Here is a 14,249-nt window from a genome sequence, read left to right as displayed (position 1 = left end):
CTATTGATGAAAGGAGGAAGCATCGCAGCGTCCCTCATGATGTGACGGGCGATGCACACAATCTATGAAACAATCACGTTCTTCACTGCTCATTGCCGCGCTGACGGTGCTGTTGCTGGCATCGGCGCTCGCGCTCAGCGCACCGACATCGTCGAGTCAGACGGAGGAGCCGATTCTGATTCTGCCGACCGTTCCGCCGACCCCGACGGTTCCGCCCGCTCCTCCGGCGCCTGCGGACGTCACAGCGCCGCAGTCCGGCGCGACCCTGGCAACCGCGTCATTCGAGGGGTCCGATGCGCTGAACGGTTGGCGGATCGTCGATCTCGAGGAGGCACCGGCGGAACGACGAGCGCTGTGGGTTGTCGTCGATGGCGTGTTGCGTCAGGATCGAACGGTTCCGCCGCTGCGCGATCCGAGCATCCACGAAACGGCAGCGCTCATCGGCGATGCGTCCTGGAGCGACTATACCATCAGCGCCGGTTTCTACGATCAGGACAATGCCAATGTCGGACTGATCGCGCGCTATCAGGACGGATCATACTACCGCTATCGAATCATTCGGAATGGGTATGAGGACCGCCCAAAGCACCAGATCGAGCGCGTCTCCGATGGGACGGTGACGCTTCTGGCGAGCCTCGATGCGCCGGGGTATGAACCACGCCGATGGAACACGATCATGTTCAGTGTCAACGGCGATCGGTTGCAGGCGTTTTTCAACGGTCAGATGACGATTGAGACGCGCGATGCGCGCCTGACATCCGGCGCCGCCGGGTTGTACACGCGCGCCATTGGCGGCATGGTGTTCGATACTGTGACGATTACCCAACCGTAGCAACGACGCGACCATCTTGGTTGGCGCCGTCTGTCGGTCGGACGCGCCGCCAGGGATGGCGACACGATGAGGGATGCTATGAATCGTATGCTGTTCGCGCTGACGATCCTTGTGCTGACCGTCAGCGCGTGGGGGGCGCCGGGAGCGCAGCGGGTCGCCTGGGCGCAGGCGCCGGCGATTGACTTCATCGGTCAGACAACCGTTCCCGAGTCGGGGAACGTCAAGTCTCCTCAAATCCGGGGGCGCGGGGATGCGGTTCATCTCGCCGGCAGCGCCGGAAGCGGCGATAACAACTTTACCCGCTATTGGCGGAAGCCGGCGGATGGGACGCTCGCCTTCACCGCTCCGGTAACGCTCGGTCCGGCGCAGGGGCAGCCGAACTATGCCTCGTCGGATGTTACGATTGCACCGAACGGTCGAGTCTATGTCGTCGGGAACAATACCGGAGACCAAACCATCTACCTCTGGAGCTCAAGCAACGGAACCGAGTGGAATCCGAGTGATCGCAAGGTCGTTCTGCGCGGCGGCGGCTTTCGCGTCTACCCGCATGTGGCGGCGTCGAACAGTCGCCTGTGGGTGGTCTGGAATCAGGACGGGCGCTATCGCTATCGCACGACGACCGACATGACCGGCGGCGGGGGCTGGTCGGCGACCAACCTCGTCTCCGGACGTGAGTCGTTTGGGCATCCGGCGGTGGCGGTTTCGCCGGACGGAAGTCGCATGGCGGTCGCCTATGCGGTTTCTGACGGGGATATCTATGTCGGCGTCTGGAACGGATCGGGCTTCACCGAGCGTCGCGTCCTGGATAATCAGTTCTACCTCGCCGATCCAACCATTGCGTTCGGTCCCGACAACCGCATCTGGGTCGCATGGCGCGCCGTTGAAGACCGGATTTACTTTGCGCGCGAGAATGATTCGGGCGACTTTCCGGTGTCCCAACTGGATCGCGCAGGAGCATACGGGACGGTGTCGATCAACGTCGATCCGCAGGGTCACGCGCACGTCTTTTGGGTCGGCAATCGCGGCGATGGGTGGAAGATTTATTATGCGCGTCAGGGGTCTGATGGCTCGTGGGGATTTCGAGTCGTTGATCCGGGCGCGTTCGTTGTCGCTGGCATGGGCGCAGTGACCGTCACCGATTTTGCCTATGGGCATGGGGTGACCGAGCACTTCAGCGGGAGCGGTCTGGCGACGCGCTACTACCTTTTCCGTTCTCTGGGCGACAACTGCCTGGCGCAATCCATCACCATCGGCAATGCCCTGCCAGGGACGAATCCTCCGGTGGTGCGCGATCCGACAGTGAGCGGGACGATCACCCCCTCGACGGGATGCACGCCCGCCGAGCAGCGGGTGACGCTCAACGCGCAGGACCCGAATGCGCCGGCGGCGCCGTGGTCCGGCGCCTACAATGTGCCGATCACGAACCTTGAGCAGTGCACGCAGACGGTCAATGTCCAACTGCGCGCCAACAATCGCAGTCAGTTCGATCCGCAATGGCGCAGCGTGACGTTCATCGCCGATCCGCAGGCGGCCGGGACGCCGGTCGATGCCGCCGTCGATGTGATGAATCCGAAGATGTTTGGCGTTATCGCTTCGACGTTCTCTCCGGTGGCGCCAGCAGGCGATCTGTTTAGCGAAGGCGCTTCGGCTGGAGATCCAGGATATACGCGCATCAATCAGATGCACCTGCGCATCGCCGATATCGGCGATTGCACCGGGTTGAAAGAGTATAAAGTCCTGTTCGAGAACGACACCATGCATCAGAGTGGCGTTATCACAGGGACCTTCGCCGGCAACCTGAGCGTGCCGCCGCAGGCGCCGAGTACGACGCTCAACCCCGGCGAAACGCTGTTTAAGGTGCAGGTGTTCGACCGCGCCGGAAACTCGTTCACCCTCCCACGCCGGATGGTCTACGACCCGCCCGGCGCCGGCGGCGAAGGTCGTCCGGTGATGAACCTCAGCGGGACCAATCTGACGACCGACACGAATACGCTGAGCATCATGCGCGACCTGATCATCAATACCATCGTCGTCACCGACAACCTGTACCGGCGCGGCGAGTCATCCCCGACGCGCGGCTATGTCAACGTCCAGACCCCGCCGAACACGAGTGATCCGACCAAACAGTTCTGGGGGCTGTGGATTGCGGTTGAATATCTTGGAAAGGGCGCCAATGCCGAAACCGCGTATCCGCCGTTGCCAAGCGGCGGGTTGACGTTCGATAATTTGCGCTGGCAGCCGATTGAGGTGCGCAATGCCGCCGCCGGCGCGCGGGTGCGGTTCAACCTGTTCGATGGCGTGCTGGATCGCACCGCTTCATCGCCGACGAACGGGTTCGGACCGGACCTGACGAAGGATGGAACCTACCGCGTGTATGTCAAGGCGCTCGATGGCGCCGGCAACGCCAGCGCCGAAACCTATGTGACGACCATGCACCTCGATCCGGGGTATGAGGTCGTGACGATCCGGTTGCCGATCATCGCACGGTAGGAGAGGCGGGTCTCAGACCCGCCGGTGGAGGCCGGGTCTCAGACCCGCCGGTGGAGGCCGGGTCTCAGACCCGCCGGTGGAGGCCGGGTCTCAGACCCGCCGGTGGAGGCCGGGTCTCAGACCCGCCGGTGGAGGCCGGGTCTCAGACCCGCCGGTGGAGGCCGGGTCTCAGACCCGCCAGTGGAGGCCGGGTCTCAGACCCGCCGGTGGAGGCCGGGTCTCAGACCTGCCTGTACGGGGGCGGGTCTGAGACCACACCGAAGAAGGGGCAGGTCTCAGACCTGCCCCTTCTTCGGTGTCATGGATGTGGTTTTTCGATGATGTCGGTATTGACCATTCGCGTCAGGCAAATAACCTCGCGCGTCTGCGCTGATCGCGGTCTGCTGGCGCTCATGGCGCTGTTTGCGCTGTTGTTACCGCTGGCGACCCCGCGGGTCTATGCGACCGATGAGGTGCAATATTACGTCTATCTGCGCTCGCTTCGCTTCGACGGCGACCTCGATTTTGCCAACGATTACCGCCGCTTTGCAGAACTGAATCCGCGATCAGGCATCGAGGGGAGTCTGCTCCAACCCAACCGCATCCGCCCCGTAACCGGGTTGTACGGCAACATTGCGCCGGTTGGCGCGGCGATCGTGTGGGCGCCGTTCTTTCTGCTGGCAGATGCGCTGGTGCATCTCGCCAATCTGTTCGGTGCAGGCATTCCCGCGGATGGATTTTCGGCGCCGTATATCTATGCCGTCTGTTATGCCTCGGCGCTTTATGGGTTGCTGGGGGTGCTGCTCTCCTATCGCCTGGCGCGCCGCTTTGCGTCGGGCTTTGCAGCAACTCTTGCAAGCGCGACAATCTGGCTGGCGTCGCCGCTGGTGTTCTACATGTATGTTCAGATGCCGTTCGCGCATGCTACCGGTCTGTTTCTCACAGCGCTGTTCCTGACGATCTGGTACGAAACGCGAGAATGGGGACGCAGCGAAGCGGAAGCAGAACGAGAGCGCGGATGGCGGGGATGGCTGGCGCTTGGGCTGGTCGGTGGGTTGATGACAATGACCCGTGAGCAATTGGGGTTGTTTCTGCTGGCGCCGGTGATCGAGGCGCTCTGGCGCTATGCGCGTCTCGTGCAGAACGGCGGGGCAGCTACGAGTGGAACGGGGGCGGACGGGGGCAGGTCCGACACGGGCAGGAGCGGGCCTCAGCCCCGCCTGTATAGGGCGTTTGGACGCCTGGCGTTGCGCCACGCGCTGTTTATCGCTACATTTGCCGTGGCAATCACGCCGCAACTCCTTGTCTATCAGATCCTCAACGGCGCGCCGCGCCCGGCGGGTGAAGTGAGCGGTAAGATCAATTGGTGCAGCCCGCATTTTATCGATACTCTGATCGACTTCAATCCTGCGCCGGATTTCTGGTGTCCTGACGCGAGCGATTTCACCGCTACCTTTCCGCCGTTCAGCCGTGGCGCGCTCGTCTGGAGTCCAGCGCTCGGTCTGGGACTGATCGGAATGACGCTGCTCTGGCGCCGGGATCGCCTGTTGACGGTTGCGCTTACGATGACGTTTCTGGCACAGACCTGGATTAATGGCGCGTTTGGGACCACCTGGCACCTGACCGGCGCCTTCGGCTTTCGGCGATTGATTGAATGTACCCCAATCTTTGTCGTTGGGCTGGCGCTCTTGAATGATGCGCTCATCCGACGGATTGGCAGATTCGGCATTCTTTTGCCTGCCGTTATTTTGATTGCCTGGAACTTTGGTCTGGTACTGAACGCGACCATTTTCAATGCCGAGACAAACCTGCGGCGCGGGTTGACCTGGCCCGATGTGTGGCGCTGGCAGATGGAAGCGCCGCTCCGCGCTCTCAGGCTGGCCGGCGATCTGCTGTTTCGTCGCTGCCGGTTCTTCGAGAATCAGACGTGTGAGTGAGAGGTGGGAGATTGAAGAGGCACGCGCTGTGGCGCCATGGTGGGCCGCCCAGGACTCGAACCTGGAACCCAGTCGTTATGAGCGACGCGCTCTGCCATTGAGCTAGCGGCCCCTTGCCATGTATGGTAGCACGCAACGCGTTGTCATGCAAGCGTATCAGGAAATCAACGAGTAGAATTCGCGCTCGCGTTTTTCCAGCATTGGAACGATCTCACCCTCGATGATCTTCTGAAAGTGCGGCGTATCGCGGTGTGCTGCAAGCGCCGCGTGTGTTGCATACTGCTCATACAGAAGAAATACATCAGGGTTTTCCTGAGATCGGCAGCAGTGGTAGAGCAGACATCCCGGCTCGTTCCGCCGTACCAGCGCCGCCATCCGGCTCAGCGCCTCCTCGACGGCGTCACCCAGACCGGGTTTGCAGACATAGCGTGCCACCAGGACGATCATAGCAGTGTCCTCGAGTCATGCGAGTTGGCGCGTCTCGTGGGCATTATACCAGTTTTGTAAGCACCGAGACCCGAGAACTGATACGAAACACGGGTCATTCGCACAATATTGCCAATGGACGCGCGCTGTTCCACGTGAACCGGGCGTCTGAACATCGTGGCTGCAACCGGCTCATCCGCATTCGCCACCTACCCATGTTCAACGTTCAACGTGGAACGCTTCAACCCTTCACCTCGTGTCCCTTGCCTCGCACCCTGGCATCCATTTGACATCCGGCGGAAACGAGTGTATAGTTGCACTATCTGATTATTGTATGGTACATCGATTTCCGATGGCTCCTTCCGCTTACGAATGCGCTGTGCTGCTGCTCGACACTGTTCCTGGCGTCATGCGCTCCATCGGGAGCGCAATGCGTCAACGGCACGGCTCCGATGATATGCCGACGATGGGGCAGATGCGCATGCTGGCCATGCTGGCGGCGCGCCCGTGGAGTCTGAGCGAACTTGCTGCGGCACATCAGGTGACGCCCTCATCAATGTCGCGCACGGTGGATGTGCTGGTGCAGCGCACGTGGGTGGAGCGCACAACCGCGCCAGACGACCGACGGAAGGTGGTGCTGCGCCTGACCCCTGCCGGTTATGCCGCACATATCGCCATCCGCGACGCAGCCAGGGAAGCCGCTGCACGCCTGATCGAACAACTCGATGAACGCCAGCGCGTGCATCTCCACGAAGGATTGAGCGCGTTGCGCGAACTGGTCGATCATGCCTGCTCGATGCCGATTGAGCCAGTATCAGGAGAGACCCGATGATTCCACTTCGCCGTTCGTTGACCTTCCTGAAGCCGTATTGGAGATTATCGGTTGGCGCGTTTATCAGCCTGACGCTCGCGGCCGTCGCCAATCTGGTTACGCCGCAGGTGCTGCGCATGCTGATCGATCAGGGAATCGCAGAACGCAATACCAACGCACTGGTGTGGCTGGCGGCGGCGCTGGTGGGAATTGCGCTCGTGCGCGGTATGTTCAGTTTCACGTCTGGCTTCTGGTCCGAAAAGGCGTCGCAGGCGGTCGCCTACGATCTGCGCAACACGCTCTTCGCCAAAATCCAGGGGTTGAGTTTCTCGTACCACGACCGGGCGCAAACCGGGCAGTTGATGACGCGCATTACCAGCGATGTCGAGCAGGTGCGCACCTTCATCGGCATGGGGTTGTTGCAACTGTTGAATGCTGCGGCGTTGATTATTGGCTGCATTGGCGCAATGCTGCTGATGAACTGGCAACTGGCGCTGCTCGTGTTGTTGACCGTTCCGTTGATGGTCGGAGTCATCGGCTTCTTCATGAACGTTGTGCGGCCGCTCTTCGATCAGATTCAGCAGCGTCTCGGCGCACTCAACACGGCACTCCAGGAGAATCTGGCCGGTGTGCGGGTGGTGCAGGCGTTTGCGCGTGAACCATACGAGTGGCAGCGTTACAATCGCCTGAATCAGCGCCTGCTCGACGCCAACCTGCAATCGATCCGCGCGATGTCGCTGACATTCCCGCTTATCTTTTTCATCGGCAACCTGGGTACCCTGGCGGTGATCTGGTTTGGCGGGTATCAGGTGATCGGCGGCGCACTGACGATTGGCGAACTGGTAGCGTTCAATACCTACCTGGCGTTGCTCATCATGCCGCTGATGATGCTGGGGATGATCATGGCGCAGATCACACGCGCGGCGGTCAGCGCTGAGCGCATCTTCGAGGTGCTCGATGTCGAGAACGAAGTCCACGACCGCCCCGGCGCCCGCCCGTTGCCGCCTATCAAAGGGCAAGTCGCGTTCGAACGCGTCTGGTTTGGCTATGGCGTGCGAGCCGATGGTCACGCTGCGCCTGATGGACGTCACCCGATCCGCGAGGAGAAGTACATTCTCAAGGATGTCTCGTTTGTTGCCGAACCGGGGCAGACGGTCGCTATTCTGGGAAAAACCGGCGCCGGCAAGAGCACAATTATCAACCTGATCCCCCGTTTCTATGATGTCACCCATGGACGGGTCACGATTGACGGGATCGATGTGCGCGATGTGACACTGGAGAGCCTGCGGGCGCAGATCGGGATTGTGTTGCAGGATACAACGCTCTTCAGCGGCAGCGTGCGCGAAAATATCGCCTATGGTCGCCCTGATGCGAGTGATGCCGAGGTCGAAGCGGCGGCGTGCGCTGCGCAGGCGCACGAGTTCATTATGGCGTTGCCGAATGGATACCACACCATCATCGGTGAACGCGGCGTTGGGCTGTCGGGCGGACAGAAGCAGCGGATCGCCATCGCGCGCGCCCTTCTGCGCGATCCGCGCATTCTGATCCTCGACGACAGCACCTCTTCGGTCGATGCCGAAACCGAATATCAGATTCAACTGGCGCTCGAACGGTTGATGGAAGGGCGCACCTCATTTGTGATTGCGCAACGAATTAGCACGGTGCGTCGCGCCGACCTGATCCTGCTGCTGGACAACGGGCGCGTTGTCGCGCAAGGAACGCACGAAGCGTTGCTGGCAACCAGTGCGCTCTACGGTGAGATCATCGACTCGCAGTTCGGCGGGGTGCGAGAGGAAGTCGAGACGGCGGAGGTTGAAGGGTGATGGCGGGAAAGGTGGAAAGGGTAACGGTTGCGTGTTGTAAGGATTGACGTCATTCCATGGCACAACATCACCCGCTCTTTGTTCAGTTGGTCAAAGCGGCGACGGCGGCGCACGTGACGCTCTACCGGTTGATGCGTGGCGCGCTGCCGCATCCATTTCTGGGACGGCACTGTATTCTGCTGACGACGACCGGGCGGCGCAGCGGGAAGAAGCGTGTTACGCCGCTGTTGTTCGTGCGCGACGGCGGCGACTATGTCGTGGTGGGGTCCTGGGGTGGCAGCGATACGCCGCCGCACTGGTACCGCAATCTGCGTGCCGATCCGCGCGTGATTGTCGAAGATCACGGGTATGTCACCTCAGCAGTGGCGATTGAGGTAGACGATCCCGAAGAGTATGAACGTCTATGGCAACGACTGGTCGCCATCTATCCGACCTACGAGTCATACCGACGACGCACAACCCGGCGCCTGCCGATTGTGCGGTTGAGTCCGGTGGGTGTGGCGCCAACCGGCAAGGAGCGACGCATATGATGCACATGCTGCAACGGGTTGCCGAACTACCACAGGAACAGGCTGAAAGCCGCGGCGCAGTCGCGCGGCGATTGCTCGGTTATCTGCTTCCCTACTGGAAGCGACTGCTGGCGATTCTGGCGCTGGTCGCCATTGCTGCTGCTTCACAGGCGCTTGGTCCCTTGCTGATCGGCGTGGCGATCGATAGCGCGATTGCGCAGCGTGATGGCGGTGAACTGAACCGCCTGATGCTGGCGCTCCTTGTAGTGTATGTCGCCGGCATGGCTGCCGGACGTTATCAGTTTATGCTGATGGGGGAAGTCGGGCAGCAGGTGCTTGCTCATTTGCGCAGTGAGATCTTTGCTGCGCTGCAACGCATGTCGCTCCGTTTCTTTGATCGTCGCCCGGCAGGCGAGTTGATGTCGCGTCTGGTGAATGATACCGAAGTCATCACGCAGTTGATGGGACAGGGGCTGGTGCAGGTGCTCGGCAGCCTGTTCGGGTTGATCGGGATTCTGGTAGCAATGGTGGCGCTCGACTGGCGCCTGGCGCTGGCGAGTTTTATCGTTATTCCGGTAATGATCTGGATGACCAGTCTGTTTTCGCAGATGTCGCGGCGGGCGTTTCGCCGCACCCGCGAAGCGATCGGCGACGTATCGGCGGAAATCCAGGAGGAGATCGCCGGTGTCAAGGTCGCACAGGCGTTTACGCGCACCAATTTGAACCAACAGCGTTTTGCGCAGCGCAACGCTGCCAACCGTGATGCGAACGTCAGTGCTACGGCGATTACATCGGCGTTTATGCCAGCGGTCGATGTGCTTTCGACAGTCGCCATTGCCATCGTCGCTGGGTTCGGCGGATGGCTGGTGATCCAGGAAGCGGTCACGGTTGGCGTGGTGGTCGCATTTCTTACCTATGTGCAGCAGTTCTTCCGCCCGGTGCAGGCGCTGTCGGCATTCTACACCACGGCGCAGTCGGCGCTGGCGGCAGGGGAGCGAATCTTTGCGCTGATCGATACGCCGCCCGACCTGGTGGACGCGCCGGACGCGCAACCGCTGGGACGGATCGAAGGGCGCGTGGAGTTTGATCATGTCTGGTTCAGTTACAGCGTCCGCCCGGGGGAACAACTTCGAGACGAGGAGCGGTATGTCCTGAAGGACATTTGCCTGACGGCGGAACCAGGGCAGGCGATTGCGCTGGTGGGACCGACCGGCGCTGGGAAGACGACGCTCGTTAACCTGATCGGGCGATTCTATGATGTCAGTGCCGGAGCCGTCCTGATCGACGGTATCGATGTGCGGAAGGTCACTCGTGCCAGTCTGCGGTCGCAGATGGGAGTTGTGCTCCAGGACAGTTTTCTCTTTTCGGGAACGATTGCCGATAACATCCGTTATGGACGGCTCGACGCCACGGATGCAGACGTTGAGGAAGCGGCGCGCGCTGCGAATGCCCACGAGTTCATTATGCGCCTGCCGGATGGGTACCAGACGCAGTTGAGCGAGCGCGGCGGCAACCTCAGCCAGGGGCAGCGGCAGTTGATCGGCATTGCGCGCGCGATCCTGGCAGACCCGCGTATCCTGATCCTCGACGAGGCGACCAGTAGCGTCGATACCCGCACCGAGCAGTTGATCCAGCAGGCGCTGCGACGGTTGTTGCGCGGGCGCACCAGTTTTGTGATTGCCCACCGTCTTTCGACCATCCACGACGCCGATCTGGTGCTGGTGCTCGATCAGGGGCGGATCGTCGAGCGTGGAACTCACGACGAATTGCTGGCACGCGGCAGGCTGTACGCCGAATTGCATCGTCGTCAGTTCCGTGATGAGCCGGTGGTCAGGCGTCAGGTGTCAGGCGTCAGGCGTTAGGGGTGATTGCAGCGGGTGGATGGGGTGGTCGCCGACTCGCTTGTGCCTCATAGAGCGATCAACCAGGCGATCAGTCAGACAGGATATTCGAGCGCCCGGTTCTCACGGTGTAACGATCCACCACGCGCGTTGGCGGTCGTGGATGCACGACTGCGCCTGTTGTTCACTGTCCAAATGACCGCGCATAATTGTCCAGGTTTTAGTTGATCGCCCTATCAGACGATCACGTGTCTGGCGAGTTCTGAGCCCTTCGGAACATGCACGATCAACGCGCTGTCCGACGACAGGAGCGCGCACTGCTGATCGAGTTCGTCCGGTGATAGCCCCATACGCTCGATCTGTTCGAGTTCGAGCCGGTAGCCCTCGATGCAGCGCACTGCGGCATAGACCGTTTCAATCTGCGTGCATGTGTCTGCCAGGCGCGCCAGGAAGCGGGTAGTAATCTTTTCACGATGAAGCGCCCAGTCGAGAGGCGTCACTTCCGGGTCTTCCCGTAACACGGGCGGGAAGGGTTGTCGCCATTGATTGATGTCCTGTACGGCGCTTTTCCACAGCTCGGCGCGCAGTTGTTCAAACACAGCCGTCCCGCTGAGCGCCGGGTCATGTTGGCGATAGCGCATCAGCAGTGTCAACCGTTCAAGCGAAATGCCGGTCGCTGGATGGAGAACGAGCGCCGGTCGGACGCCGACGACGGCATCGAACCACCGCTGAACATACGGTTCGAGCACGATGTATCCTTCACTGAGCAGACTCCGCGCTGCCGCCGTTTCGCCCAGCCCAAGGTAACAGCGCGCCGCGCCAACACGCGCCAGGGTCAATGTTTTGAGCAACGGGGCGATCAGCCATCCCCCTTCTCCGTATTCGGCGTCCAGCAAGCTGCGATAGTAGTGTTCAGCCTCAAGAAACATGGTTGCCGCCTGATGCGCGTGATCTCGCCGGTTGACCGGATCGTGCATCTCAAACGCTCTGCGCGCCAGATCGAGCGCGGTGCGGACTTTTGCGTCAAGAGACAGGTCCAGTTTTCGCTCCATCCGTTCCAGTGTTTGCTTGATCGAAGCGATGTCTTTCGCAATCGTATCCAGGCGCTTCCTCATGAGCGCGAATCCGATAACGGTCACGCCGAGGGTCAGAAGTGATGTTGATGCGATCAGTGCCTGGAATGCGAGCGGTCCCATCACGGAAGTCGGCAGCGCAGCAGGAGCGATATGACCAACCTGACGCAGCCAGGCGACGATCTGCTTGCTGCCTGTGTCACGCACCACGCCGCCGATCAGTTCGTAAGCGCCGGACTGTAATCCGGCAGCGATCTTCGACGCTAGTTCTGCATCGGTTCCGAGGGTGACGGTAAAGAGGGGGATGGATGTTGTCATGCTGCTGCTCCTAATCGTTGGGTTTACCGCGAGACGGCGTGGTCTAACCAAGTGCTGCGCCTAAGGCCTCACACGCACCGTCGCGTGCCTGATGCCGTTCGCCTCTTGCCTCACGCCTGACGCCGCGCGCATGATGCGCATGGCATACCTCAGGATGCTGCAACCGGCGATCCGCAATAATGACAGCGCGGTGCAACCAGGCGCTGCGCCTAATGCCTCACACGCACCGTCGCGTGCCTGATGCCGTTCGCCTCTTGCCTCACGCCTGACGCCGCGCGCATGATGCGCATGGCATACTCCAGCCCTTCGCGGAGGGTGGCGCGGGTCGCCAGGTCGCCGAGGTCGATGCCGCTGGCAACGAGCGCCTGCGAGACTTCTGGATTGATGCCGACGAGGATGCAGCGCGCTCCGAGTAGACGCGCGGCGGTGGTCGCCTGGATTAACCACGTGCTGATCTGTCCGTCAACCACGGGGACGCCGGTGATGTCGAGGATCGCCACCTGTGCGCGTTCGGTGACAATACGATGAAGCAGACGCTGCTGCAACAGTTGGGCGCGTTCAGCATCGATCTCGCCAACCAGCGGCGCAACCAGCACCCCTTCCATGATCGGAATAATCGGCACGCTGAGCTGGCGCACGGTGGCGCTCAGTTGCTCGCGCGCCGCCGTTTCTTCACGAAGCTGGTGCAGGGTCTGTTCGAGTTCCGCCGCACGTTCTGCCAGCAATGCGTTCTGGCGACGGATCTCGGCGCGTTCACGTTCGAGTTCCGCTGCCATATCGTTGAATGCGTGCGCCAACAGGATCAGTTCACGCCCGCCGCGTGGTTGCACCCGCAGAGCTCCCTCGCCGCGCGCCAGGCGCGCAGTGGCCGCAACCAGTTCATTGAGCGGGCGGGTAATGAGCGCTGCCAGCAGGACGCCGAGCGCACCTCCGGCTATCAGAAGGAGCGCGAGTACACTGCTAATGATCGTCCGTATCTGCGAGGTTTCCCGGCTAATATCAACTGCGGCGATGCTCAGCGCCATCAATGCCGTATCGGACAATGCTGTCGCTTCGCGGGACATTTGCGCTGCGTGCGGCTTCAGACGGCTGTTGATGAGCACTTCGGTGCGGATGGAGGCGCTGGAGAGACTGGCGATACTGATGATCGAACGATCAAAACTCTCCGAAACGCTCTGAAGACGCTCGAGATCCTCCGGTCGCACAATGCGCGGATTAGTATTCAGCACAAGATACCGCCGCAAAAAGGTGCGCGCCTGGCGCAGTTCCGCGAGGGCGTTGTCTGCCGCAGTTGCCGTGTCCTCGCTTTCCATTCGTCCAATCCAGACATATGCCAACTGAAGGCGCGTGCTGGCGCGGCTCAGGTCCATGAGCGCCAGATAGTCAGATGGAGCGATCGGTCTGGCATTGCTGATTGCCTGTTCGATCGTCTGATATTGCTGGAGAAACGCAGTATAAAGATCATCGCGCGCGCGTTGCCGGGCAGCGATGCTGTTGCGCGTCTCCTCAAAAATTTGCCGGTATGTGGCTGCCTGGTTCCCAATCCGGCGCAGATGACCGACCATCGCCGGGTTGTGTGCGTCTCGCTCCAGGCGCTCAATCGTTCGCTGCAAGAAATCGATCTGGCGCGCGGCATCCTGATAGTGTCGTTCATTCGGTTGCTGAAGGAAGCGATCAAGCGCGCGTTGCGCCTCGGCAACTGCCGTCACTGCTTCGATGCTGTAGCGTGTATCGATAGTGACATCGGCGCTCAGCGTTTCCAGGCGGTTGCGGACGCCACGCGTATAAGTAAGCATAAAGAGACCAAAGATCAGCGTCAGCGATACAATGATGCCATATCCAAGGATCAGACGCGCGCGCAGGGACATGTCGCGCCCGATCAGGGAAGGTCTGGTGGTGTGGGCGGACGTGGCCATAGGTAGTGTCGCAATTCATTCAGAACAATCCAGTTCCACTGATCCAATCTTAAGAGCAATCATACATGATCGCGCCCGATCAGGAATGACAGGAAGAGTAGCAAAATGTGATCAACTTGCTTGCAATGCTGAGCAAGGTCGTAGATGCGATGCGTGCATCGATTGCGAATCCGTGTCATACCGATTACGATTGAAGATGCCGCATGCGTGTCATTCCTCGCTGCGCTCGGAATCTGAGCGGGTCGCGCACGACCCCCACAGTGTGGAGGACGGAATCGTGTACAATGAGGATCG

At 60.8% G+C, this 14,249-nt stretch carries 10 protein-coding genes and 1 tRNA gene; 7 read left to right on the top strand and 4 right to left on the bottom strand.

The window, feature by feature from the left end; all coding sequences use genetic code 11:
* Nucleotides 1–64: 64 nt before the first annotated feature.
* From RCAS_RS12915 to RCAS_RS12905, 3 genes are all read left to right on the top strand, one after another.
* Nucleotides 65–832: a 3-keto-disaccharide hydrolase gene (locus RCAS_RS12915; protein WP_012121008.1), complete on the top strand. Its 768-nt coding sequence runs from the start codon at nt 65–67 to the stop codon at nt 830–832.
* 78 nt (nt 833–910) lie between these two features.
* Nucleotides 911–3,322, top strand: coding sequence for a WD40 repeat domain-containing protein (locus RCAS_RS12910; protein ID WP_157042641.1), 2,412 nt, complete (start codon nt 911–913; stop codon nt 3,320–3,322).
* A gap of 317 nt (nt 3,323–3,639) precedes the next feature.
* A complete protein-coding gene (locus RCAS_RS12905; RefSeq protein WP_012121006.1) occupies nt 3,640–5,238 on the top strand; it encodes a glycosyltransferase family 39 protein in 1,599 nt (532 codons plus the stop codon).
* Nucleotides 5,239–5,275: 37 nt separating this feature from the next.
* On the opposite strand, the gene RCAS_RS12900 is transcribed toward RCAS_RS12905, so the two are convergent.
* A tRNA-Ile gene (locus RCAS_RS12900) sits at nt 5,276–5,350 on the bottom strand.
* A 44-nt stretch (nt 5,351–5,394) separates the two neighbouring features.
* Nucleotides 5,395–5,685 (bottom strand): putative quinol monooxygenase, encoded by a 291-nt coding sequence (locus tag RCAS_RS12895; protein ID WP_012121005.1) that lies wholly within the window; start codon nt 5,683–5,685, stop codon nt 5,395–5,397.
* A gap of 331 nt (nt 5,686–6,016) precedes the next feature.
* Between RCAS_RS12895 and RCAS_RS23355 the strand changes: the two genes are divergently transcribed.
* From RCAS_RS23355 to RCAS_RS12870, 4 genes are read left to right on the top strand one after another with little or no spacing between them, the layout of a single operon-like run.
* On the top strand, nt 6,017–6,496 hold the full coding sequence (locus RCAS_RS23355) for a MarR family winged helix-turn-helix transcriptional regulator (protein ID WP_198135927.1): 480 nt from the start codon (nt 6,017–6,019) through the stop codon (nt 6,494–6,496).
* Nucleotides 6,493–8,298 (top strand): ABC transporter ATP-binding protein, encoded by a 1,806-nt coding sequence (locus RCAS_RS12880; RefSeq protein WP_012121003.1) that lies wholly within the window; start codon nt 6,493–6,495, stop codon nt 8,296–8,298. Before RCAS_RS23355 ends, RCAS_RS12880 begins: the two co-directional genes overlap by 4 nt.
* 56 nt (nt 8,299–8,354) lie before the next feature.
* Nucleotides 8,355–8,828: a nitroreductase family deazaflavin-dependent oxidoreductase gene (locus RCAS_RS12875; RefSeq protein ID WP_012121002.1), complete on the top strand. Its 474-nt coding sequence runs from the start codon at nt 8,355–8,357 to the stop codon at nt 8,826–8,828.
* Nucleotides 8,825–10,669, top strand: a complete 1,845-nt coding sequence (locus tag RCAS_RS12870) for an ABC transporter ATP-binding protein (protein ID WP_012121001.1) — start codon at nt 8,825–8,827, stop codon at nt 10,667–10,669. Before RCAS_RS12875 ends, RCAS_RS12870 begins: the two co-directional genes overlap by 4 nt.
* 215 nt (nt 10,670–10,884) lie before the next feature.
* On the opposite strand, the gene RCAS_RS12865 is transcribed toward RCAS_RS12870, so the two are convergent.
* Both RCAS_RS12865 and RCAS_RS23350 read right to left on the bottom strand, forming a co-directional pair.
* The gene (locus RCAS_RS12865; protein ID WP_012121000.1) at nt 10,885–12,039 is read right to left on the bottom strand and encodes a hypothetical protein; all 1,155 of its coding nucleotides are present in this window, start codon (nt 12,037–12,039) and stop codon (nt 10,885–10,887) included.
* Between the two features lie 209 nt (nt 12,040–12,248).
* Nucleotides 12,249–13,955, bottom strand: a complete 1,707-nt coding sequence (locus RCAS_RS23350) for an STAS domain-containing protein (RefSeq protein ID WP_012120999.1) — start codon at nt 13,953–13,955, stop codon at nt 12,249–12,251.
* Nucleotides 13,956–14,249 lie beyond the last annotated feature (294 nt).

Source organism: Roseiflexus castenholzii DSM 13941 (assembly GCF_000017805.1).
Lineage (GTDB): Bacteria > Chloroflexota > Chloroflexia > Chloroflexales > Roseiflexaceae > Roseiflexus > Roseiflexus castenholzii.
The sequence above is the reverse complement of the archived record's forward strand: the minus strand, read 5'-3'. Positions and strand labels throughout refer to the sequence as shown.

Bases quoted from the DNA above. Each gene is read 5' to 3' on its own strand.
- RCAS_RS12915 (WP_012121008.1), top strand. From the start codon at position 65: ATGAAACAATCACGTTCTTCACTGCTCATTGCCGCGCTGACGGTGCTG.
- RCAS_RS12910 (WP_157042641.1), top strand. From the start codon at position 911: ATGAATCGTATGCTGTTCGCGCTGACGATCCTTGTGCTGACCGTCAGC.
- RCAS_RS12905 (WP_012121006.1), top strand. From the start codon at position 3,640: ATGATGTCGGTATTGACCATTCGCGTCAGGCAAATAACCTCGCGCGTC.
- RCAS_RS12895 (WP_012121005.1), bottom strand. From the start codon at position 5,685: ATGATCGTCCTGGTGGCACGCTATGTCTGCAAACCCGGTCTGGGTGAC.
- RCAS_RS23355 (WP_198135927.1), top strand. From the start codon at position 6,017: ATGGCTCCTTCCGCTTACGAATGCGCTGTGCTGCTGCTCGACACTGTT.
- RCAS_RS12880 (WP_012121003.1), top strand. From the start codon at position 6,493: ATGATTCCACTTCGCCGTTCGTTGACCTTCCTGAAGCCGTATTGGAGA.
- RCAS_RS12875 (WP_012121002.1), top strand. From the start codon at position 8,355: ATGGCACAACATCACCCGCTCTTTGTTCAGTTGGTCAAAGCGGCGACG.
- RCAS_RS12870 (WP_012121001.1), top strand. From the start codon at position 8,825: ATGATGCACATGCTGCAACGGGTTGCCGAACTACCACAGGAACAGGCT.
- RCAS_RS12865 (WP_012121000.1), bottom strand. From the start codon at position 12,039: ATGACAACATCCATCCCCCTCTTTACCGTCACCCTCGGAACCGATGCA.
- RCAS_RS23350 (WP_012120999.1), bottom strand. From the start codon at position 13,955: ATGGCCACGTCCGCCCACACCACCAGACCTTCCCTGATCGGGCGCGAC.